The sequence below is a fragment of the Streptomyces sp. NPDC001980 genome, from assembly GCF_040296885.1.
In the GTDB taxonomy this organism is placed as follows: domain Bacteria; phylum Actinomycetota; class Actinomycetes; order Streptomycetales; family Streptomycetaceae; genus Streptomyces.
On record NZ_JBEOYD010000035.1, the window covers coordinates 48,667 to 69,571 of the forward strand.

Below are 20,905 nucleotides of genomic sequence, written 5' to 3' on the forward strand. Positions count from 1 at the left end.
GGCGTGCCGGTTCGCTGCGCGAGGAGGCCCGTTTCCATGTGCGGGTCGTGTGGGGCTGGTCGCGCCCACGCGGCGGAGCCGCATATGTGTCACAGCCCCGCGCCCCTACGGGGCGCTGCCCCTCACGGGGCGCTTCACAGGCGGCCTCCTGATGCGCGCTGTTGGCGGAGGACCGCCACCCTCCGGTACAGCTCCACCGCTTCCGCGCCCCGCCCCAACTGCTCCAGGCAGTGTGCCTCGTCGTTGCGGCTGGCCAGGGTGTCCGGGTGGTCGGAGCCGAGGACCCGTTCCCGCGCGGCGGCGACGCGTCCGTACTCGGTCAGTGCGTCCGACCAGCGGCCCAGCCAGCCGAGGCTCACCGCGACCTCGCGGCGGCTGACCAGGGTGTCGAGGTGGTCCGGACCCAGGACCCGGTCGCGGATCGCGCACACGTCGCGGGACTCCGCCAGGGCCTCCTCCCAGCGGCCGAGGCGGCCGAGGTTGACGCCGAGGCCGTGGCGGGCGCGCAGGGTCTCGGGGTGGGCGGGGCCCTGGACGCGGGTGCGGTCGTCGATCAGGGCGCGGTAGAGGGTGAGCGCGTCGGCGCTGCGGCCCAGGCGGCCGAGGCTGATGCCGACCTCGTAGCGGGCGGCGAGGGTGTCGGGGTGGTCGGCGCCGAGGGCACGGCCGCGGGCCTCGGCGACCTCGCGATAGGTCTGCAGGGCCTCCTCCCAGCGGCCCAACTGGCCTAACGCATAGGCGACTTCGTAGCGGGTGACCAGGGTGTCGGGGTGCTGCGGTCCGAGCACCCGGGCGCGGGCCGCGGCCACGTCGTGGGCCATGCGGTACGAGTCCTCCAGGCGGCCCAGCCTGCTGAGGTTGAAGGCGAGGTTGTGGCGGCAGCGCAGGGTGTCCGGATGGTCGGGGCCGGTCAGCCGCTGCCGGGCGGCGAGGACGGCCGTGTACACCTGGTGGGCGTCGAAGTGGCGGCCCAACTGGCCCAGCACGTAGGCCGTTTCCTGACGGGTGGCGAGGGTGTCGGGATGGTCGGCGCCCAGGGTGCGCTCCCGGGCGGTGGCGACCTCGGTGTACTCGCGCAGCGCGTCGGCGGCGCGGCCGGTGCGGCTGAGGGTGAAGGCGATCTCGTAGCGGCTGGCGAGGGTGTCGGGGTGGTCGGGGCCGAGGAGGTGGGCACGTTCGGCGGCGACGGCGCGGTGCACCTCGCCGGCCTCGGCCCAGCGGCCGAGCCGTCCCAGGCTGAGCCCGGCGTTGTGCCGGCCGGCGAGGGCGGCGAGGGTCTCCGGAGAGGGGGCGGTGACCGCCGGGAGCGGTTCCGCGACGCCGGTGGCCGGGCGGGCGGTCCACTCGCCGGTGAGTCCGGCGCCGGGGTCGGGCGGGGTGGTGCCCAGGGCGGCGCCGGTCGCCTTGTGGCCGGTGGTCATGCCCCGGGTCCAGGACGGCAGCCGGGGCTCGCGGGCGGCCGGCTCCGGGGGCCGGAGCCCGGGCTGCCCGGTGACGACGGTGGGGACGTACGTGGGGGTCGTCCGCCCGGAGGTGATCCGGCGGCCCAGCTCCCTGGCGTCGTACGGTCGTTGCTCGGGCCGTTTGGCCAGCAGGTCGAGGACGACCTTCTCGAACCAGCCGGGCAGTTCGGGTCGGTGGCTGCGCGGCGGGGCGGGCGGGGTGTCGCGGTGGCCGACGAGGATCGCCCAGGCGTCGTCGAGGTCGAACGGCGGTGCCCCGGTGGCGATCTCGTAGAGGACGCAGCCCAGCGAGTACAGGTCGCTGCGCTGGTCGACCTCGGTGCCGCCGATCTGCTCCGGGGACATGTAGTGCGGGGTGCCCATGGCGATGCCGGTGCCGGTCAGCCGGGAGGTGAAGCCGATGTCGTGGCCGAGGCGGGCGATGCCGAAGTCGCAGATCTTCACCGTGCCGTCGGTGAGCCGCATGATGTTCGCCGGTTTCAGGTCCCGGTGCACGATGCCCTGCTGGTGGGTGTAGGCGAGGGCGGCGGCGACCTGCTCGGCGATGTCGACGACGTCGCCGACGGGCAGCGGGTGGTGCTTGTCGTCCTCCATGAGCTGGCTGAGGTTGCGGCCGTTCAGCAGCTCCATCACCAGGTAGAGGATGCCGTCGTACTCGCCGAAGTCGTGGACGACGGTGACCCCGCGGTGGGAGAGGGCGGCGGCCACTCTCGCCTCACGGCGGAACCGTTCGCGCAGGACGCGGGTGAACGCCTGGTCGTGGTGCGGGCCCAGTGGTTTGAGGCACTTCACGGCGACCTGCCGGCCGAGTGACTCGTCGCGGGCCCGCCACACCTCGCCCATCCCGCCCCGCCCGATCAGGTCGAGCAGCCGGTACCGCCCCTGGACCAGCCTGCTGTCAGCCATCGCGCGCCGTCGCCCCCCCGTCGCGGTCCGTGACACCCCCCTGCTCGCCCAGTATGGCTGTCTATCGCCCGACTTTGTACGGTGCGGGGCGTGCGTCCGGGCCGAGCCTCGCGATGGCGTCCAGGATGTGTTTCGGCGGGAGTTGCCAGCGCAGACGTGCGGGAACACAGCGCAGCAGGGTGCCGGTGGCGCGCAGTCGGCGGGTGACGACGGCGGGCTCCGGGCCCGGCCTGCCGTACAGCGTGTGGGCGTACGGCGGCAGAGAGGCGTACGCGAGGTGGGCCACGCGCCGCCACAGCACCTCGCGCGCCGGTACCAGGAGGGGGTGCGTCGACGGCCGGAGCAGGAACTCGTCCACCGCGCGTGCGTCGGCCCCGAGGGCGAGCACGGGCCGTACCGACTCGAAGTAGGCGGCCAGCGCAGCCCGGTCGCCGGGTACGGCGTCGGTGTCGAGGCCCACCAGCCGGGCGCGGGCGCGCTGTTCGGCGAAGTACCGGTCGGCCTGGGCGTCGGTGAGGGGGATGCCGGAGCGGCGGGCGACGTGCAGGTAGGAGTCGATCTCGGCGCAGTGCACCCACAGCAGCAGGTCGGGTTCGTCCACGCCGTACCGTTCGCCGGTGTCGGGGTCGGTGGCGCCCAGCATGCTGTGGATCTTCCGTACCCTGGCCCCGGCCCGCTCGGCGTCCTCGGTGGTGCCGTAGATGGTGGTCCGCACGTAGTTCGCGGTCCGCATCAGGCGGCCCCAGGCGTCGCTGCGGAAGTCCGAGTTCTCCATGACGCCGCGCACGGCGCGCGGGTGCAGCGCCTGGAGGTAGAGCGCCCGGATGCCGGCGATCCACATGATGGGGTCGCCGTGCAGGTGCCAGGTCACGGAGTCGGGGGTGAAGAGCCCGGCGTCACCGTCCATACCGGCAGGCTAACGCCGTACCCGTGGCATCCCCAGTCCGATCCACGAGATGATCTCCCGCTGGATCTCGTTGTTGCCGCCGCCGAAGGTGAAGATGACCGCCGAGCGGTAGCCGCGTTCCAGGTCGCCGTGGAGGACCGCGCCCGCCGAGCCCTCCTTGAGCGGCCCGGCCGCGCCGGCGACCTCCATCAGCCAGGCGTAGGCGTCGCGGCGGGCCTCGGAGCCGTAGACCTTGACGGCGGAGGCGTCCTGCGGGGTGAGGGTGCCCTCCTGGACGGCGCTCACCATCTGCCAGTTCAGGAGTTTCATGGCGTCGAGGCGGGTGTGGGTCCGGGCGAGGTTGCGTCGTACCCAGGGCAGGTCGACGACCCGGCGGCCGTCGGCGAGCTTGGTCTCCATGGCCCAGCGCTGCACGTCGTGCAGGGCGCGGATGGCCATGGTGCCGTGGGCGGCGAGGGTGACGCGCTCGTGGTTGAGCTGGTTGGTGATCAGCCGCCAGCCGCGGTTCTCCTCGCCGACCCGGCGGGCGACGGGGACGCGGATGTTCTCGTAGTAGCTGGCCGTGGTGTCGTGCGAGGCGAGGGTGTTGATGACGGTGCAGGAGTAGCCGGGGTCGGTGGTCGGCACCAGGAGCATGGTGATGCCCTTGTGCGGCGGGGCCTCGGGGTCGGTGCGGGTGGCGAGCCAGACCCAGTCGGCGGTGTCGCCGTTCGTCGTCCAGATCTTCTGGCCGTTGACGACGTACTCGTCGCCGTCGCGGACGGCCCGGGTCTTCAGGGCGGCGAGGTCGGTGCCGGCGTCGGGCTCGCTGTAGCCGATGGCGAAGTCGATCTCGCCGGAGAGGATGCGGGGCAGGAAGTACGACCTCTGCTCGTCGGTGCCGTACTGCATGATCGTCGGGCCGACGGTGTTCAGCGCCATGAGCGGGAGCGGTACGCCGGCCTGGGCGGCCTCGTCGAAGAAGATGAACTGTTCCATCGCGGTCAGGCCGCGGCCGCCGTACTCCTTCGGCCAGCCCACGCCGAGCCAGCCGTCGGTGCCCAGCCGGCGGACGGTCTCCCGGTAGAAGCGTTTCTGCGCGACCGGGTCGGCGTAGCGGGCGTACGCGTTCTCCGGCACCAGGCCGGCGAAGTAGGCGCGCAGTTCGGTGCGCAGCCGCTGCTGCTCGGGCGTGTGGTCGAGGTGCATGGCGCCTCCAGGCTCCCCAAGGGCGGTCCTGACGGCGCACACCGTAGAACGTGTTCCAGAAATAGGGAATGGCGGCGGCCCCTCGCGACCGGGGTCAGGACTGGCCGGGCGCCAGCGGACTGCCGTGCAGGGAGCCGAGCACCTCGGGGCCCAGGACCTTCAGCAGCGGCTCGGTGAAGACGCCGTCCACCAGGACGAACGCCATCCGGGCCGCCGTGTCCGTGCGGTTCTCCCAGCGGTGGTCGGTGCCGCGCTGGATCACCACGTCCCCGGCGCGCAGCACCCGCTCGGAGTCGTCGAGGACGAGGACGACCTCGCCGGCCAGGACGATGCCGTAGTCCACGGTCTGGGTCCGGTGCGTCGGGGAGACACAGCCCGGCGGGAACTCGTTGACGCGGATCTTGGTGCCGCCGGGGGCCGGCGGCACGGTCAGGTCGCGCTCCGTGGGCTCGGGCTCGTCGGCCGCGACGGGTGCCGGGACCGAGTCGGTGTTCCACATCTCGTAGAAGGCGGCGCCGTCGGGCGCGGTCCGGATGACGGGCGGCTCACCGTCGGAGAGGAACACGGAGGTGCCCGTCTCGTCGTGACCGGTGACGATCCGGCGGGGCGGCTGGCTCATGGAAGTGCTCCTCTTGTGGCACACGGGAGGCTTGCGGAGACCGGGGCGGTACTCAGGTCACGCTAGGCAGCCCGGCGGTGCGGCGGAAACGCGTATCGGCGATGCCAGCCATCGGGTCAGCGGTTCGCGCCGGCCCGGCCCGCCTCGGTGCGGATCTCCTTCGGTGCCAGGGCGAGCACGGTGACCGCGACCGCCAGTAGCACCGCGGCGAACTGGGCCGGCCGGATTCCGATGGTGGCCGCGAGCGGGCCCGCGAGCAGCGCCCCGAACGGTGTGGCCACCACCGAGCCGAGCATGTCGTACGAGCCGACCCGGGCGAGCCGGTCCGCCGGGATGGTCCGGGCCATGGCCACGTTCCACTGGACCATCATCAGTTCCACCAGCACTCCGGTCCCGAACGAGAACGCACAGATCAGCCAGAGCGGCAGGAGCAGCGCCAGGGCCAGCGTGGGGGCGGCGACCGCCGCTCCGCACAGCGCGACGAACAGCATCGGCCGCCGGGTGGTGAAGCGGGTCGCGGCGCAGGCTCCGACGACCAGTCCGAGCGACTCGGCGACCAGGATCTCGCCCCAGGCCGCCGGGCCGCCCAGGCTGTCCCGGGCGACCACGGGACCGAGCACGCCGTACCCCCACGAGCAGGCCATGAAGACGAGCGAGTACTGCAGGACGATGACCCACAGCCAGGTGTGGGAGCGGAACTCCTGCCAGCCCTCGCGCACTTCGCCGAACAGGTCGGAAGCGGGGCGGGCGGCTTTCGGGGCGGTGCGGATCAGGAGGTTGGGGGCGGTCGCGGCGAGCATCGCGGCCGCGTCCGCGGCCAGCGCCCAGCCGGGGCCGAAGGAGGCCACGGCCGCCCCGGCGAACGCGCCGCCGCCGACGCTCGCCCCGTTCGTCACCAGCCGGCTGATCGCGTTTGCCCGCTGGAGCTCCGCGTCCGGCACGAGGCGGGGAAGGAGCGCCGTCGAGGCCGGGAGGAACATCGCCAGGGCCGCCCCGGTGCCGGCCTCCAGCAGCATGATCTGCTCCATCCGGGGGTGCCCCGTCAGCAGCAGGAACGCGAGGGTGCCCTCGCAGCACGCGGTGAGCAGGCAGGCCGCGGCGATGACGTACTGGGCGCCGAACCGGTCCGCGAGCACTCCGCTGACCGGCATGAGCAGCAGCGCCGGGGCGACCTGGGCGGCCAGCACGTGCGACAGGTCGGCGACGGAACCGGTGAGGCCGAGGACGGCGAAGGAGACGGCGACCGTCGAGACGGCCGTCGCGGCCGGGGCGAGCAGCCGGTCGAGGAGCAGCAGACGGAAGCCGTGCAGGTGCAACACGCCCCGTGGTGCGGCCAGTTGGACGGACATGGCGATGTGGATCCCCAGGCCCTCAGGTGCCGGCCGGCGGGAAGGCCACGGCGCGGACCGGGGCTCCGGTGGCACCGCGCAGCGGGACGGGGAAGCCTGCGAACCAGAAGCGGCGGCCCGCGACGCTGCCGAGGTTCGCCAGGTTCTCGTAGATCAGGATCCCGGCGGCGACGAACGTCGTGTGCGCCGGGGAGACCGAGTCGTCCGGGTCGTCGGGGCTGGGCTGGTCCACCCCCAGGGCCTTCACCCGGTGCCCGGCGACCCAGCGGCAGGCGTCCTCGTCCAGGCCCCGGTAGTCGGTGAGATACGCGTCGGTGCCGCCCAGCCGGTCCTGTACGCCTGTACGGAGCAGCAGGACGTCGCCGGGCAGCAGGGGCAGGCCGCTCACGGCCAGGGCAGCCGCCAGCCGGGGCCGGGTGACCGGGCCGGTGTCCGCGGCGAGGTCCAGGCAGATCCCCGCGCCGCAGAACGCAGTCAGCGGCAGCGCGTCGATTCCGGCGGCGCCGGCGGCCGGGTCGATGTGGTTCGGGGCGTCGACATGGGTGCCGGCGTGGTCGCTGAAGGTCACCCCGTACGACGCGTACGACGTGCCGTCCGGGAGCCGGGTCTGCGCGTGGGTCTGGTGCGGCCGGATCCGGGTCGGCACCAGGCCCGGGTAGACCGGCATCCCGTCGTGGAACTCCTGGGTGAGGTCCACCGGTCGGGTCAGGTCGGGCCGCACGGTCGCGGGGTCGGGTGCGGGTGCTGTCATCGGTGGGGCTCCGGTTCCAGGGACGCGGCCGCGTCGGCGTAGGAGGCGCGTGCCGTCGGCAGCCACTCGGGCAGGAAACGCCGGGCGTACAGCACCTCCCCCGCGGCCTTCTCCAGCTCCAGCAGCGGCAGCCAGGCCGTCCAGCCGGCCGGCAGACCGCCGCTCGCCACGGCGTACGCGTCCGTCAGGTCCGCCAGGGCACGGTCGTAGCCGGCGCGGGCGGCCGGCGGGTCGCCGTGCTCGGCCCGCCGCCACAGATGCGCCAGCAGGACCGAGCGGCGCAGCGACGCCAGGTCCCGCAGCGGGGTGTCCGGCCGGCTCCGCTCGTGCGGCCGCTCCGTCGGGTCGCCCTCCAGGTCGGCCATGTGCACCCGGCCGTCGGCGACGAGGAACTGGCCGAGGTGGACGTCGCCGTGCACGTCCTGCGCCGTCAGGTCCGCGGTGAACAGGGGCAGTTCGGGTACCGGCAGGTCACCGCGGCAGGCCGCCCGCGCGGCCGCGATCCGGGCCGTGATCCGGGCCAGGCGGGTGGCGGAGCCGAGCCGGCCGCGCGGTAAGGGGGCCAGGGCGGTGTGCAGTTCGGCGAGGACGGTGCCGAAGGACCGGCACAGGGCGCGTAGTTCGTCCTCCGCGTGCAGCGGGTCGAGGTGCTCCAGGAGTGTCCAGCCGTCCGTGGTGCCGGGGAGGTAGGCGGTGACCACGGCCAGGGTGGTGGGCGGTCCGTCCGCATGCCAGGTGAGCGCGCCGGCCGCGGCGGGGGTGACCCGGCAGTCGGCGCGGGTGAGCCGTGTCAGGAGTTGCTGCTCGCGTGTCGTGCCGAGGGCGGGTTCGGCGTACCACTTCACGGCGTACCGCTCGTCGACGATGTCGAGGGTGTTGGTGTGCCCGGCGGAGAGGCGGCGGCTGCCGGTGACCGGCGGCAACGGCAGGTCCGGCGCGTACAGGGTGGCCGTGCCGCGGTCGCAGCGGACCTCCGTGCCGTGCCGCAGGGCGGTGAGGAGCGCGAGCGCGCCCGTTCCGGCCGGGGCGGCGGCGAGGTCCAGGCGCAGATGGCCGGGGTCGGCGGCCCGGTACAGGGGCAGCGCCGCCGCGCCGAGGTGGAGGACGTCCACCGGCGCGTCCGCGCTCACGGCAGGCTCCGGCCCGGGCTCGCGGCGTGCTCGCCCCATTCGGGGTCGAGCGGGAGGTCGCGGACCTTCCGGCCGACGAACAGGTAGTAGAACAGCGGTTCCCCGTCGATCGAGTAGCGGTGCCGGTAGCGCTCCATCCGGTGGACGCGCAGCGCGCCGCTCCCCGTGATGCCGGACACCAGCCGGGCGAAGCCGGTCCGGTCGTCGTCGGCGACGAAGGTGTCCTTCACGGTGAACACGACCCAGGCGCCGTCGGCGACGACGTTGTAGGCGTTGACGAACGCGGCCACCGGGATGTCGCCGAAGCCGAGTGCCGAGACGCACACCAACGCGTCCAGGCCCCACTGGTCGAGCTGTTTCAGCAGATCCTCGCCGGGTTCGGTCATGTCGGCGACGTAGTAGGCGTCGTAGGCGTGCGGGCGGTCGCGTACGCAGGCGTCGCGGGCCGCCTCGCTGATGTCCAGGCCGACGACCCGGGCGGCCGCCAGCAGTTCGCCGACCATGCCGTTGCCGGCGCCGAGGTCGAGCACGCGCAGCGCGTGGATGTCGGCGCCGTGGTCGCGCAGTTCCGACAGCAGTGCGTCGCGGGCCGTCTGCGGGGAGGCGCAGCGCAGCCGCTCGTGGAACAGCTGCTCGTACAGGCCGGGGCGGCGGAAGATCTCGGTGTAGTCGTGGGCGCGGATACTGGTCCGCTCGCCGTTCTCCAGGAGGTCGAACGTCCACTGTTCCGCCCGCACGGTCTCGGGTTCGACGGGCGGGAAGCTGATCGCGTGTCTGGGGGCGGTGGACTCGGTCGTTCCGTGCACGGGGGCTCCTGGACGGGAGGGGTGGGGGGCGTCTCGGGGTCAGCCGGGGTAGCCGTTGGTGATGGGCATGCGCCGGTCGCGGCCGAACGCGCGGGGGCTGATGCGCAGGCCGGGCGGGGTCTGGTGGCGCTTGAACTCCTTCTCGGCGACGAGCCGCAGGGTCAGGTCGACGTCCTCGGCGCGGGCGCCGGTGCGGGCGAGGATCTGCTCGCGGGAGGCGTTCTCCTCCACCGCGAGTTCGAGGATGCGGTCGAGGACGTCGAACTTCGGCAGGGTGTCCTCGTCGCGCTGGTCGAAGTCGGTCTCCGCGCTCGCCGGGCGCTCCACGATGCCGCGCGGCACCGGGTCGGTGGCACCGGTGCCGCCCCGGTGTCCGACGAGGGCGTACACCAGCCACTTCGGTACGTCGTCGATGACCGCAAGGCCGCCGGCCGTGTCGCCGTAGAGGGTGGAGTAGCCGACGCTGGTCTCGGTCTTGTTGTTGGTGGTCAGCACCAGCCAGCCGAACTTGTTCTGCATGGCCATCAGCAGGGTGCCGCGGATCCGGGCCTGGAGGTGCTGTTCGGCGACGTCCGGGCCACGGTCGGCGAAGGTGGACGCGAGCATCGCCTCGTAGGCCTGGAAGGCGGGCTCGATGGAGATCTCGTGGCTGCGCACGCCCAGGTTGTCGGCGAGGCGGCGGGCGTCGGCCCTGGTCCCGGCGGAGTTGTAGCGGGACGGCATCAGCAGCGCCTCGACGTTGCCGGCGCCGAGCGCGTCGACCGCGAGGAGGAGGACGAGCGCGGAGTCGATGCCGCCGGAGACGCCGAGGCAGACCTTCTCGAAGCCGTTCTTGCGCACGTAGTCGCGGACGCCGAGCACCAACGCGGCGTACACCTCCGGCAGTTCGTCCAGGACGGGAACGACGGACGGTGCCGGGCGCGTGGGCGGCGGCGTGCCGGCGGCCGGCCGGGACAGGGTCGGGCGGCTCACGGTCGTACGGCTCTCGGTGGTCGTACGGCTCTCGGGCGGGCCGGAGGAGCGGGGGTTGAGCAGCCGTGCGGCGCGCACCGTCTCGACGTCGAGGTCGACGTGCAGCAGGGCCTCCTCGAACTGCGGTGCCCTGGCGAGGACTTCGCCGTGGTGGTCGAGGACGACGGAGTGGCCGTCGAAGACGAGGTCGTCCTGGCCGCCGACGAGGTTGCAGAAGGCGACGGCGGCGCGCCGGTCCCGGGCGCGCTGGGCGAGCATCCGCTCGCGCTCGCGGCCCTTGCCCCGGTGGTAGGGGGACGCGGAGGCGTTGAGGACGAGGTCCACGGCGGGTGCCAGGCCGGCCGGGGGCGGTCCGTCCGCCCAGATGTCCTCGCAGACGGAGAGCGCGAGGCGGGTGCCGCCGTAGTCGAGCAGTCCGGGTTCGGCTCCGGCGGTGAAGTAGCGCCGTTCGTCGAAGACGGCGTAGTTGGGCAGCTTCTGTTTGCGGTACACCGCCCGGACCGCGCCGTCGGCCACCACGGCGAGGGAGTTGTGGACGGCGCCGTCCCACTCGGGGAAGCCGACGAGCGCGACGATCCCGGCGGTGCCGCGGGCGAACTCGTCGAGGGCGGCCCGGCAGTCGCGCAGGAAGTGTGCCTTGAGGAGGAGGTCCTCGGGCGGGTAGCCGCAGATGGACAGCTCCGGGGTGAGCACGAGTTCCGCGCCCTCGTCGCGCGCCCGGTCGGTCCAGCGGCGCAGCGCGGCGAGGTTACCGTCCAAGTCGCCCACGTGAAGGTTGAGTTGGGCGAGGGCGAGGCGGAGTGGGGCGGGCGGTCTCATCGTCGGACCCCGGTCAGCGAGTCGGCGAGGTCGGCGATCAGGGTGCCGCCGGTCTCGCGGCCCGGGGCGCGGCGGATGTTCTCGCGGACCTCCGCGAGGCGCCGGCGGCGGCCGTCGTCGGCGAGCAGTTCCTCGATGGTGGCGACCATGGCGTCGGGGTCGAAGCCGTAGGTGTCCATGCGGACGCCGAAGCCGAGGTCGGCGACGCGCTGGGCGTTGTCGTACTGGTCCCAGAAGAGCGGGAGGACGATCATCGGCAGGCCCGCGGCGACGCCCTCGCCCAGGGTGTTGCTGCCGCCGTGGGTGATGAGGAGGTCGCACTCGGGCAGGACGCTGGGCTGCGGGAGGAACGGCTCGCCGTACATGTTCGGGCCGAGGGTGACCTCGTGGTGGCACGGGCCCATGGAGACGATGGTGCGGTGGCCGGTGCGGGCGACGACGTCCACCAGGTGCTGGAGGAGCCGGGTGTCGAGGGAGCCGAGGGAACCGAGGGAGAGATAGAGGACGGGGCCGGTACCGGGCAGGTGGTCGGCCACCTTGAACGTGCGCTCGCCGGTGCGGACCACGGTGTCGAGGCGGTGCCGGCGGCGGGTGAATTCGGCCGGGCGCGGGTAGTCGAGGGCACTCGGGTAGGTGTAGAGGTTGAGCCAGGGCGAGTCGTAGGAGAATCGCAGCGGTTCCAGCGGCGGGGCGCCCTGGGCCGTGCAGTAGGCGTCGAACTCGGCGTGCAGGCCGGTGTGCAGGGCCGCGTACTCGGCGCGGAAGGCGTCCCAGCCGGAGCGGTCGCCGAGCGGGTAGCCGGAGAAGGCGGGCGGCAGGTCCGGGTCTGCCAGCTCCAGCGGGTTCGCGGAGATCGACCGTACCCAGGGGATGCCGGACGCGGCGACCGAGGGGTCCGCGCCGACGTTGTCCACCACGATCAGGTCGGGCCGGACCTCGTCGATGATGGCGCGCAGCCGGGGGTGGGCGTACTCGGCGGCCCGCGCCAGTTCGGCCCACTGCGGCCGGATCACCGTGCGGAGCTGTTCCAGGGTGGAGCCCCGGAAGTGCACGGCGTTCTCCCGCACCCAGGCGGCCCACATGGCGGGGCCGCCCGCGGCCGGGTCGGCGGGCGGGGGCGAGGCGTCGTACACCTCCTCGTCGAAGCCGTGCGCGACGGCGACCCCGCGGAAGCTGCCGTCCATCGCGAACACGGGCCGCCCGCCGCGCTCGCGGACCACCTCGGCCATCGCCCGCAGCGCGTTGTACGGCCCCCACGCGGCGGCGCCGGGCACGAAGAGGACGCGGGCGGTCTCAGGCACGGGCCGGCCCCCGTCCGGTCGGCACCGACGCCGCGTTGCCCGCGGTGTCGGGCGACTCCGTGCCGTACAGGGCCGGTTCTCTGTCGTAGCGCGCTGGTTCTCCGGCGGGCACGGTCACCGTGCCGCGGTCGAACCCGTTGCGGTGCGAGCTCATCGGCCGCCTCTCGGTCCGGGACCCGGGCCCGGAAGCGTGCCGCGGCCCTCGCTGATACCGGTCGACACCGTACGGCCGCGCCCCGGGGACATTCCCAGATCCCCGAACGAAGACCTGTCGGGCGTCGGGGCGCCGCTCCTACCTTCTTGTCCCACGCGATCCGGACGTGCCCGGCCACCGACGAGAGGGAGCCCTGCCCGTCATGACCCAGCAATCCCCCGAGACGATCCACGCGCTCGCCTACGGCGCCTACCCCGCGCGCTGTCTGCAGGTCGCCTCCGAGATCGGTGTCGCCGACCGCATCGACGACGAACCGGTCCCCGTCGACAAGCTCGCGGCGGCCTGCGGGGCCGCTCCCGGAGCGCTCGACCGGGTCCTGCGCCTGCTCACCTCGTTCGGTGTCTTCGAGGAGCGGGACGGCGGCTACGCGCACACGGACGCGTCCCGCGTCCTGCGCGACGACCACCCGATGAGCGCGCGCCCGCTGCTCCGCCTGATGGGGCTGCCGATGCACCTGGACAGCCTCACGCTGCTCCAGCACACCGTCATGACCGGGGAGCCGGCCATCGAGGTGCTCCACTCCGAGGGGGTCTGGACCTATCTGCAGGAACATCCCGACGAAGCCGAGATCTTCAACCACGCCATGACCTCCAAGGCGGCGGCCGACGTCCCGGCGGTCGTCGGCGCCTACGACTTCACGCCGTTCGGCGTCATCGCCGACATCGGCGGCGGCCGGGGCCACCTGCTGCGCGGCATCCTGGACGCCGCCCCCGACGCCGAGGGTGTCCTGTTCGACCAGCCGAGCGTCATCGAGGCCCTGGCCTTCCCCGACCACCCGCGCCTCGCGCTGCGCGCCGGGGACTTCTTCGACGCGGTGCCCGCCGCCGACGCCTACGTCCTGATGCACGTCCTGCACAACTGGGACGACGAACGGACCGCGCGGATCCTCGCCACGATCCGGAAGTCGGCCGCCCCCGGAGCCACCCTGCTCGTCATCGAGAACGTCCTGCCCGACGAGCGGCCGACCCCGGCGGCGCTCACGATGGACGTCATCATGCTCGCCCTCACCCGCGGCCGTGAACGCACGGAGGGCGAGCTGTCCGCGCTTCTCGACGCCGCCGGTTTCCGGTCCACCGGCATGACGGAGACCTCCGGCACGATGCGCATCGCCGAGGCGAAGGCGGTCTGACACGCGAGAAGCCGACACTGCGGCGCCACCCCGATCGTCGGGAGCCCGGCCGGGGTGGCGCCGCACTGTTGTGCTCTTCGATGCTGGTCTCCGCCTCTGCTGAACGCCCTCCGCTACGCGGCGGGGCCCAGGATCACGGGCAGTTCGGCGAGGTCGTTGCCGATGAAGGAGTGCTGGGGCTCCAGGTCGTCGGGGGCGATGGAGAGGGCCAGCCGGGGGAAGCGGGCGAACAGGGCCGGAAGGGCGATCTCGGCTTCGAGCCTGCCGAGCGGGGCGCCGACGCAGTAGTGGATGCCGTGGCCGAAGGCCAGGTGCTGCTTGTCGGCGCGGTCGATGTGGAAGGCGGCCGGGTCGTCGTGGAGGCCCGGGTCGCGGCCGTGGGCGCCGAAGGCGATGAGGATGGCGTCTCCGGCCCGCACGGTGACCCCCTCGCCGAGGTCGATGTCCTCGGTGGCGAACCGCATCGGCAGGTGCATGATCGGCGGATGCAGCCGCAGGGCTTCGTCGATCACGTCGGTCCAGCGGGCCGGCTCGGCGAGGACGGCGGCCAGCTGGTCGGGGTGGGTGAGGAGTTCGCGTACGGCGGCGTCGATCAGGGAGACGGTGGTCTCGCTGCCGCCGCCGATCATCGCGATCAGGGTGGAGACGAGCTCCGTCTCGCTGAGCCGGTCGCCGTCCTCCTCGTGGGCGGTCAGGAGCACGCTGGTCAGGTCGTCGGCGGGGGCACGGCGCTTGGTCTCGATGAGGGTCTGCATCGCGCGGTAGAGGTCGTTGGCCACGGCGGCGGAGTGCTCGGGCGTGACGTCGGTGGCGAACACGGCGCCCATGATGCGGAGCATCTCGGGCCGCTGGTCGGCGGGGACACCGAACAGGTCGCAGATGACCCGGGTGGGCACGCCGTGCGCGAACCCGGCGCGCAGGTCCACGCGTTCGTCGGCGCCGCGGGCCTCCAGGGTGTCCAGGAGGTCGGTGACGATGACCTCGATCGCGGGCCGCAGCTCTTCGATCCGGCGCGGGGTGAACGCCCTGCCGAGCAGCTGCCTCAGCCGCGCGTGGTCGTCGCCGTCGGAGGTGAACATGCTGATCACGTCGACCCAGGGATAGAGCCACGGTACGGCGCCGGGCTGGTGGCCGGGCCAGGACTTGCGGGCGTCCTTGGAGACGTGCGGGTGGACGAGGAGCTGCTTGGCGATGTCTCCGCGGGTGACCGACCAGGCGACGACGTCCTCGGGCAGCCGCACGCGGACGGCGGGCCCGGCGGCACGGAGTTCGTCCGCCTGCTCGTACAGCCGTCTGCCGCCGTCGCTGTCGAGGGTCACGGCCTCGGTGGGGATGCTGGTCACGCGGTACCTCCTGGGTGTGGGCCGCGGCGTGGCTGCACGCCGGGCACTGCGGGCGGGAGCGTGCGCGGTGCCGGGCAGGGCATGAAGGTGAAATGCCTTACCGCGCGGGCGAGTTGGGGCGGGCGCAGCGACACCGTACGGCCGCACCGCGAGGACAGGCACAGATCCCCGAACGGGGACCTGTCGAGCGGCGGGGCCCTGTTCCTACCTTTGGTGGAGTGCGAACGACGGCTGCCCCGAGGCCGGTCGGCGCGACACGCACTGCGGTGCCGAACCGGCGAGTGGGTCATGGTTGCTGATGGCAGAGTCGTCCCGTCCTTCCCGATGCCCCGGGCACCCGGACGGCCCTTCGATCCCCCGCCGGGTCTGTACCGGCTGCGGCGGGAGGCGCCCGTGTGCCGGGTGCGGCTGTGGGACGGCAGCGTCGCCCGGCTGCTGACCCGGCACGCGGACCAGCGGGCCGTGCTGCTGGACAGCGACCGGTTCAGCTCCGACACCGACCTGCCGGGGTTCCCGCATCGCAGCGCGAGTTCGAAAGCCATGCGGTCACGGGAGCGGGCCTTCATCGACATGGACGATCCCGATCACGGCAGGATGCGCCGGCTGGTGATCCCGGACTTCGCGGCGCGGCGGATCGACGCCCTCCAGCCGATGATCCAGCGGGTCGCGGACGAGCGCGTCGACGAACTGCTCCGCGGCCCCGAGCGGTTCGACCTGGTGGCGGACTTCGCCACCCCGGTGACCCTGCTGGTGCTCTTCGAGGTCCTCGGAGTCCCGTTCCGGGACCACCCGTTCCTGCGGGACGCGGCGCTGACGATGCAGTCGGCCGGCCATTCGGAGGAGGTGGGTGCCTCGGTCAAGGCGCGGGTCATGACGTATCTGGAGGGGCTGATCGGCGCCAAGGCCGCCTGCCCCGGGGCGGACGTCGCCTCCCGGCTGGTGCAGGGCGGCCTGGCCGCCGGGGCGCTGAACAGGGAGGAGACGGTGATGACGCTGATGCTCCTGCTGATCGCCGGGTTCGAGACCACCGAGCAGATGATCGCCCTGGGCAGCCTGGCACTGCTCGAACACCCGGACCAGCTGGCCCTGTTCCGGGAGAACGACGACCCGGCCGCGGGCACCAGGGCGGTCGACGAGCTGCTCCGCTACCTGACGGTCTCTCACTTCGGGCGCCGGCGGGTGGCGTTGGTCGACGTGGAGGTCGCCGGGGAGGCGGTGCGGGCCGGTGAGGGGGTCGTCGTGGCCACCAACATCGGGAACCGGGACGAGGAGGTGTTCCCGGGCGCGGACCGGCTGGACCTCGGGCGCGACGCCCGCGGTCATCTCTCCTTCGGCTTCGGCCGGCATCTGTGCCTGGGCCACCACCTCGCCCGCACCCAGCTCCGGATCGCCCTCGGCACCCTGCACCGCCGCCTGCCGTCCCTGCGGCTCGCCGTCTCGCGGGACACGCTGGCCTTCCGCCACGACAAGATGATCTACGGCGTCCACGAGCTGCCGTTGATCCGCTCCGCACCCGCGTGACCCCTCAGCCGCGCCCGTCCGGTCGTCCGGGACCGGAGTCCGCGGCGGCGCCGACCTCGCGCCGGGAACGTACCTGCAACTTGGTGAGGATGTGCGAGACATGGGTCTCCACGGTGCGCCGCGAGAGCAGCAGCCGGGCGGCGATGTCGGGGTTGGACAGACCCTCGGCGACCAGGTCGGCGACGCGCCGTTCGGTCGCGGTCAGCGCCTCCCAGCCGAACGACGGCCGCACGTGCGGGGCGCGGCTGCCGGCGCGCACGCCCCAGGGGCGCAGCCGGGCGGCGGCCCGGCGGGCGTCCCAGTCCGCACCCAGCTCGGCGCAGACCGCGAGGGCCTCGCCGAACGAGGCACGGGCGGCGTCGAGATCTCCGGACGCGGCCTGGACCACGGCGAGGTCCTCCAGGGCGTTGCCCAGGTCCGGCTGCCGGTCGGCGCCGCGGAGGTAGTCGACGGCGGCGAGCAGCCGGGCCGGGTCCTGGTCGAGCAGCCCGAAGCACCAGTCGGCGGCGGCCAGGGTCCGCGGCCGCGGCCGGCGGTCGGAGGCCTGCCGGGCGGCGATCCCGGCGGCGCTCGCGGTCTGCCGGTCCTCGGCGGCCAGCGCCAGCCGGACCAGGGCGGGCAGCCACTCCGGGTGGTTCCCCAGGTCGTGTGCGTAGGTCTCGGCCATCAGCTCCGTGAGCACCTCGACGGCCTCGGTGAGCCGGCCCGCCCGTTCGGTGACGAGGCCGCGGGCCAGCAGCAGGTGTCCCGCGGCGACGGGTCCCTGCCCCGGAGCCCGGCCGCCGGCCGGGGCGTCCAGGAAGCCGGCCGCCTCCTCCCACTGTCCGCGGCGGGCGCTGATCAGCGCCTTCAGGCCCCGGCGGGACAGCCGCCACAGCGGCGGGAGGTCGGTGACCTCGTCCAGCACCGCCAGCGCGTCGTCCCAGCGTCCGTGCTCGTAGTACCGCTCGGCCCCCTGGACGAGGGTCATCGACAGCCGCGTCGCTCCGGCGCGCTCGGCGAGCGTACGGGCCTGGGTCAGGGCCTGCTCCGCCTCCTGGAGACGGTCGACGCCGTCCAGGTCGGCGGCCCGGTGGCCGAGCAGGATGAGCCGCAGGTCGACGAGGTCCGGGTCGTTGCCGATCTCCGCCAGCGCCTCGGCGTTCAGGGCCAGCGCGCCGGCCTGGTCGCCGTGCCAGCTGCGGATGACGGAGGCGGCGTTCAGGGCGTATCCGACGGCCATCGGGTCGCCCAGTTTCCTGCCCTCGTCCAGCGCCTCCGCCATCGCCAGCCGGGCCCGGCCGATCTGCCCGAGGACGTGCCGGGCCAGCGCCACCAGGGCCAGCAGCCGGGCCCGCCAGACGGGTCCGACCCGGGGGTCGTTGGTGGCGGCACGCCAGTTCTCGACCACGGCCTCGTAGCGGCCGGTGCGCATCCCGATGGTGCTGAGCAGCCATCTGACCCGGCCGAGCAGTTCGGGGTCGGCCGTCTGCCGCAGTACGGTGCGGGCCAGTTCCTCGGCGCGGTCCAGCGGGCCCATGCGGAAGTAGAGCGCGGCCAGCTGGGCGGTGAGCACGGGCAGCCGGGGATCGTCCGGGCCCGCCTGGCGCACGGCGTGTTCGAGGAGTTCCGCGGCGGCGATCGGGGCCCGTACGACCAGTCGCTCGGCGTTGTCCGCGAGCCACTCCCACTCGCGGTCCTCGGCCGTGTCCAGGACCGGGAGGATCAGCTCGGCCACCCGCTCCACGGGGGCCCCGGAGGTCATCAGCTCCTGTGCCGCGCGTCGCAGGAACGCCGTGCGCAGGGCGGGCGGCATGGCCTCGTACAGGACCTCCCGGAGCAGGCCGTGCCGGAAGCGGAGGCGGGACCCCGCGGACTCCAGCACGGCGGCGCCGAGCGCCTCCTCCACCACCGCGAGCATGGAGCCGGTGCCGCGGCCCACCGCCGCGGCCAGGTCCCGCACCGAGAACTCGGGGCCGAGCAGCGACGCGGCGCGCAGCGCCTCCTGGGTGTCGGCGGAGAGGCCGGCCAGCCGGTCCGCGATCACGTCCCGCAGTTCGGTGAGCTTCTCCACGTCCCGGCCGGCCGACGTCAGCTCCACCCGGCCGTCCGTGGTCCGCAGGGCGCCGACGCGGGCCAGGGCGTCCAGCAACTCCCGTACGTAGAGCGGGTTTCCGGCGGCCGAGCGGAGCCGTTCGGCGAGCACCGGGCCGGGTTCGCCGCGCGCCAGCAGGCCGGTCAGCTGGGCGACCTCGGCCTCGGGCAGCCGGTCGAGCGAGATCAACTGCCCGCCCCGGGACCGCAGATCGCGGCGCAACGGCTCCAACTCGGTGTTGCCCGGGACCGGCCGGCAGGTGCCGATGACCAGTAATGGCAGCTGGACGGAGGCCCGGCACAGCCGGCGCCACATCAGCAGGCTCGCCTCGTCGGCCCAGTGCAGGTCCTCCACCGCCAGCACCAGCGGGCCCGTCGTACACAACCGGTCGACCAGGACGAGGAGTTGTTCGGTCGCCGCCACCACCGGGTCCCCGGCGAGCAGCCGCATCGTCCAGCCCGTCGCCTGCTGCGGCTGCTCCAGGGCGAGCGCCGCCTCCGCGCGACGGGGGTCGGACGAGCCGGTGTCGATCTCCAGGAGCCGGGTCATGACGGACAGCGGCAGCCGCCGGCCCAGCTCGTCGCACTCCCCGGCCGAGACCTCGCAGCCGGCCGCGCGAGCTTTGGCCAGGGCGTGCGCAAGCAAGGTCGACTTACCGATGCCCGGCTCACCTTCGATCAGCAGACTCCCGCCGCGACCTGCGGCGACGTCGGAGACCAACCGATCCAAAACCGCCTGCTCCGCTTCCCGGCCGACCACCGGATGCAGCTGTTGCCTGAGCATGCTCATGACTCTAGAGCCTTTCTGTTAGGTCCCACTCCGTTTCAGATGACGCCTGGGGAAACTGCGGCTTCGGTCACACGGCCGCCCCCGGCTCACTGAGTCGGTCGGTCCCTGGAGCCTCCGGGATCTCAGTGAGGCTCACGGATGTCTCCGTATCGGCGCTGCCGCAGGCTCGTTCCATCGGTCGGCAACAGATGGGGCAGCTCATGACGACGGCACTCGCACCCGAGGCACAGACTTCCGCACCGCAGGCGTTCCCCGCCCCCGGGTCCGCGGAGCAGAAGATGCGGATGATCTACGACGTCAACAAGAACTCGCTGATGCGCAGCCTGCTCGGCTGGACCCAGGGCGACCGGCAGACGGCGGAGGACCTCGTCCAGGAGACCATGCTGCGCGCCTGGCGCAATCTGGACATCCTGCCCGACGACCCGCGGGCGGTACGGCCGTGGCTGCTGACGGTGTCGCGGCGGCTGGCGATCGACATGCTGCGGGCCCGCTCGGCGCGCCCCACCGAGGTGGAGGACGATCCGCTGGAGTCGATCCCGGTGACGGGGGAACCGCTGGAGCAGATCCTCGACCGCCAGGTGCTGCGCACCGCGCTCGCCGGGCTGTCCGCCACGCACCGCGCGGTGCTGGCCCAGGTCTACTTCCTGCACCAGCCGGTCCGGCACGCGGCCGAGGTGCTCAACGTCCCGGAGGGCACGGTCAAGTCCCGCACCCACAACGCCCTGCGGGCCCTGCGCGAGGCACTGGGCGACCGCAACGGGGCGACCCTGCGCGCGCGGCACGGCCTGCCGGCTCAGGCGCAGCGGCATCCTGGGCGCCGCCCCGCCGCCGTACGGTCCGTCGCCCCCCACTGATCCGGGGCGCCGGGACCTCGTCCGTAGCGACTCCGCCCGGCACCGCACTCCCCCGCCGCGCCCCTCGCCCGGGCTCACCCGTGGCGGGAGCCGGCCTCCGAAGTGTCGCGTGTGCGCACCGAACACGTCCCCACCGTCCGCCGGGACCGACGCAGTTGACCGGCGATGCCGGGATCGGCCGGGCCCCGTCCGCGCCGCCCGGCAGAGCGCCCGCCCGGCGGCCCGCCGTGCTCTCCGCCCACCGACCACGCCCACGAGAGCGGTCGGCCCCAGGGCCGCGATACGGCCCCACCGCAGCACTACAACGTTGTCAGCCGCCCCGGCCCCGGCCGGCACCGCGGGCGCCTCCGCGCCGCCCAGGCCGGCACGCGACATGTGCGTCGCGCCGTGCGGAGCCCGCCCGGACGGCCCCTGTCGGAGGCACAGCCGTGTGCCGTCGTCGTCCACGCCCCCGTCCGCCACACCGACGGGGGCGTACGGGCGCCCCGGCGCTGTCGCATCGTCCGTGACCGGGAGATCCGCCCCCGGCAGAGCCGACCCACGTGCCACGGCCGAGCAGACCTCCGGCCGCCCGGCGACCGCCTGCGCCACCGGCGCCCCGCTGTCCGGCAGGGTTTCGGAGCCGAGTCGAGCGATCCCCGCACTCCGCGGGAAGCGGCCCCTCGGCGTCCGTGCCAGGAGTGACCACCGCTGATCCTCCTGGTCCGGGGTGGAGCACGGCCCCCGGTATCCGGGGGGCTGCGCGGCGCCGGACCGTGCGGACCTGCCCT

At 73.7% G+C, this 20,905-nt stretch carries 16 protein-coding genes; 3 read left to right on the forward strand and 13 right to left on the reverse strand.

What is annotated here, in order from left to right:
- Window positions 1–134 precede the first annotated feature (134 nt).
- The 11 genes from ABT137_RS38210 to ABT137_RS38260 form a co-directional block, all read right to left on the reverse strand.
- Window positions 135–2,369, reverse strand: coding sequence for a serine/threonine-protein kinase (locus tag ABT137_RS38210; RefSeq protein WP_351716007.1), 2,235 nt, complete (start codon window positions 2,367–2,369; stop codon window positions 135–137).
- Between the two features lie 61 nt (window positions 2,370–2,430).
- Window positions 2,431–3,276 carry an oxygenase MpaB family protein gene (locus tag ABT137_RS38215; protein WP_351716009.1) on the reverse strand — a complete coding sequence of 282 codons (846 nt, stop codon included), beginning with the start codon at window positions 3,274–3,276 and terminating at the stop codon, window positions 2,431–2,433.
- A gap of 9 nt (window positions 3,277–3,285) precedes the next feature.
- Window positions 3,286–4,464, reverse strand: coding sequence for an acyl-CoA dehydrogenase family protein (locus ABT137_RS38220; protein WP_351716011.1), 1,179 nt, complete (start codon window positions 4,462–4,464; stop codon window positions 3,286–3,288).
- Window positions 4,465–4,558: 94 nt separating this feature from the next.
- Entirely contained in the window at window positions 4,559–5,083 is a 525-nt protein-coding gene (locus tag ABT137_RS38225) for a cupin domain-containing protein (RefSeq protein WP_351716012.1), read from the reverse strand.
- 116 nt (window positions 5,084–5,199) lie between these two features.
- Window positions 5,200–6,432, reverse strand: coding sequence for an MFS transporter (locus ABT137_RS38230; protein WP_351716014.1), 1,233 nt, complete (start codon window positions 6,430–6,432; stop codon window positions 5,200–5,202).
- Between the two features lie 22 nt (window positions 6,433–6,454).
- Entirely contained in the window at window positions 6,455–7,183 is a 729-nt protein-coding gene (locus tag ABT137_RS38235) for a cyclase family protein (RefSeq protein WP_351716016.1), read from the reverse strand.
- Window positions 7,180–8,313, reverse strand: coding sequence for a hypothetical protein (locus tag ABT137_RS38240; RefSeq protein WP_351716018.1), 1,134 nt, complete (start codon window positions 8,311–8,313; stop codon window positions 7,180–7,182). The genes ABT137_RS38235 and ABT137_RS38240 overlap by 4 nt, the downstream gene beginning before the upstream one ends.
- Window positions 8,310–9,119 carry a class I SAM-dependent DNA methyltransferase gene (locus ABT137_RS38245; RefSeq protein WP_351716020.1) on the reverse strand — a complete coding sequence of 270 codons (810 nt, stop codon included), beginning with the start codon at window positions 9,117–9,119 and terminating at the stop codon, window positions 8,310–8,312. Before ABT137_RS38245 ends, ABT137_RS38240 begins: the two co-directional genes overlap by 4 nt.
- Window positions 9,120–9,158: 39 nt before the next feature.
- Window positions 9,159–10,910 (reverse strand): NAD+ synthase, encoded by a 1,752-nt coding sequence (locus ABT137_RS38250; protein ID WP_351716022.1) that lies wholly within the window; start codon window positions 10,908–10,910, stop codon window positions 9,159–9,161.
- On the reverse strand, window positions 10,907–12,211 hold the full coding sequence (locus tag ABT137_RS38255; protein ID WP_351716024.1) for a nucleotide disphospho-sugar-binding domain-containing protein: 1,305 nt from the start codon (window positions 12,209–12,211) through the stop codon (window positions 10,907–10,909). The genes ABT137_RS38250 and ABT137_RS38255 overlap by 4 nt, the downstream gene beginning before the upstream one ends.
- Entirely contained in the window at window positions 12,204–12,365 is a 162-nt protein-coding gene (locus ABT137_RS38260) for a hypothetical protein (protein WP_351716026.1), read from the reverse strand. Before ABT137_RS38260 ends, ABT137_RS38255 begins: the two co-directional genes overlap by 8 nt.
- A 202-nt stretch (window positions 12,366–12,567) precedes the next feature.
- On the opposite strand from ABT137_RS38260, the gene ABT137_RS38265 reads away from it, so the two are divergent.
- On the forward strand, window positions 12,568–13,554 hold the full coding sequence (locus ABT137_RS38265) for a methyltransferase (RefSeq protein WP_351716028.1): 987 nt from the start codon (window positions 12,568–12,570) through the stop codon (window positions 13,552–13,554).
- 113 nt (window positions 13,555–13,667) lie between these two features.
- On the opposite strand, the gene ABT137_RS38270 is transcribed toward ABT137_RS38265, so the two are convergent.
- The gene (locus ABT137_RS38270) at window positions 13,668–14,897 is read right to left on the reverse strand and encodes a cytochrome P450 family protein (protein ID WP_351716029.1); all 1,230 of its coding nucleotides are present in this window, start codon (window positions 14,895–14,897) and stop codon (window positions 13,668–13,670) included.
- A gap of 324 nt (window positions 14,898–15,221) precedes the next feature.
- On the opposite strand from ABT137_RS38270, the gene ABT137_RS38275 reads away from it, so the two are divergent.
- Complete coding sequence (locus ABT137_RS38275; RefSeq protein WP_351716030.1) at window positions 15,222–16,418, forward strand: cytochrome P450; 1,197 nt, start codon at window positions 15,222–15,224, stop codon at window positions 16,416–16,418.
- A gap of 4 nt (window positions 16,419–16,422) precedes the next feature.
- On the opposite strand, the gene ABT137_RS38280 is transcribed toward ABT137_RS38275, so the two are convergent.
- Entirely contained in the window at window positions 16,423–19,275 is a 2,853-nt protein-coding gene (locus ABT137_RS38280; protein ID WP_351716032.1) for an ATP-binding protein, read from the reverse strand.
- Between the two features lie 206 nt (window positions 19,276–19,481).
- Here ABT137_RS38280 and ABT137_RS38285 point away from each other — a divergent pair, with 206 nt between their 5' ends.
- Window positions 19,482–20,135, forward strand: coding sequence for a sigma-70 family RNA polymerase sigma factor (locus ABT137_RS38285; protein WP_351716034.1), 654 nt, complete (start codon window positions 19,482–19,484; stop codon window positions 20,133–20,135).
- Window positions 20,136–20,905 lie beyond the last annotated feature (770 nt).

What these genes read in the sequence shown, in the direction of transcription:
- ABT137_RS38220 (WP_351716011.1), bottom strand. Translation starts at nt 4,464, where the DNA reads ATGCACCTCGACCACACGCCCGAGCAGCAGCGGCTGCGCACCGAACTG.
- ABT137_RS38260 (WP_351716026.1), bottom strand. Translation starts at nt 12,365, where the DNA reads ATGAGCTCGCACCGCAACGGGTTCGACCGCGGCACGGTGACCGTGCCC.
- ABT137_RS38280 (WP_351716032.1), bottom strand. Translation starts at nt 19,275, where the DNA reads ATGCTCAGGCAACAGCTGCATCCGGTGGTCGGCCGGGAAGCGGAGCAG.
- ABT137_RS38250 (WP_351716022.1), bottom strand. Translation starts at nt 10,910, where the DNA reads ATGAGACCGCCCGCCCCACTCCGCCTCGCCCTCGCCCAACTCAACCTT.
- ABT137_RS38215 (WP_351716009.1), bottom strand. Translation starts at nt 3,276, where the DNA reads ATGGACGGTGACGCCGGGCTCTTCACCCCCGACTCCGTGACCTGGCAC.
- ABT137_RS38265 (WP_351716028.1), top strand. Translation starts at nt 12,568, where the DNA reads ATGACCCAGCAATCCCCCGAGACGATCCACGCGCTCGCCTACGGCGCC.
- ABT137_RS38225 (WP_351716012.1), bottom strand. Translation starts at nt 5,083, where the DNA reads ATGAGCCAGCCGCCCCGCCGGATCGTCACCGGTCACGACGAGACGGGC.
- ABT137_RS38230 (WP_351716014.1), bottom strand. Translation starts at nt 6,432, where the DNA reads ATGTCCGTCCAACTGGCCGCACCACGGGGCGTGTTGCACCTGCACGGC.
- ABT137_RS38235 (WP_351716016.1), bottom strand. Translation starts at nt 7,183, where the DNA reads ATGACAGCACCCGCACCCGACCCCGCGACCGTGCGGCCCGACCTGACC.
- ABT137_RS38285 (WP_351716034.1), top strand. Translation starts at nt 19,482, where the DNA reads ATGACGACGGCACTCGCACCCGAGGCACAGACTTCCGCACCGCAGGCG.
- ABT137_RS38275 (WP_351716030.1), top strand. Translation starts at nt 15,222, where the DNA reads ATGCCCCGGGCACCCGGACGGCCCTTCGATCCCCCGCCGGGTCTGTAC.
- ABT137_RS38210 (WP_351716007.1), bottom strand. Translation starts at nt 2,369, where the DNA reads ATGGCTGACAGCAGGCTGGTCCAGGGGCGGTACCGGCTGCTCGACCTG.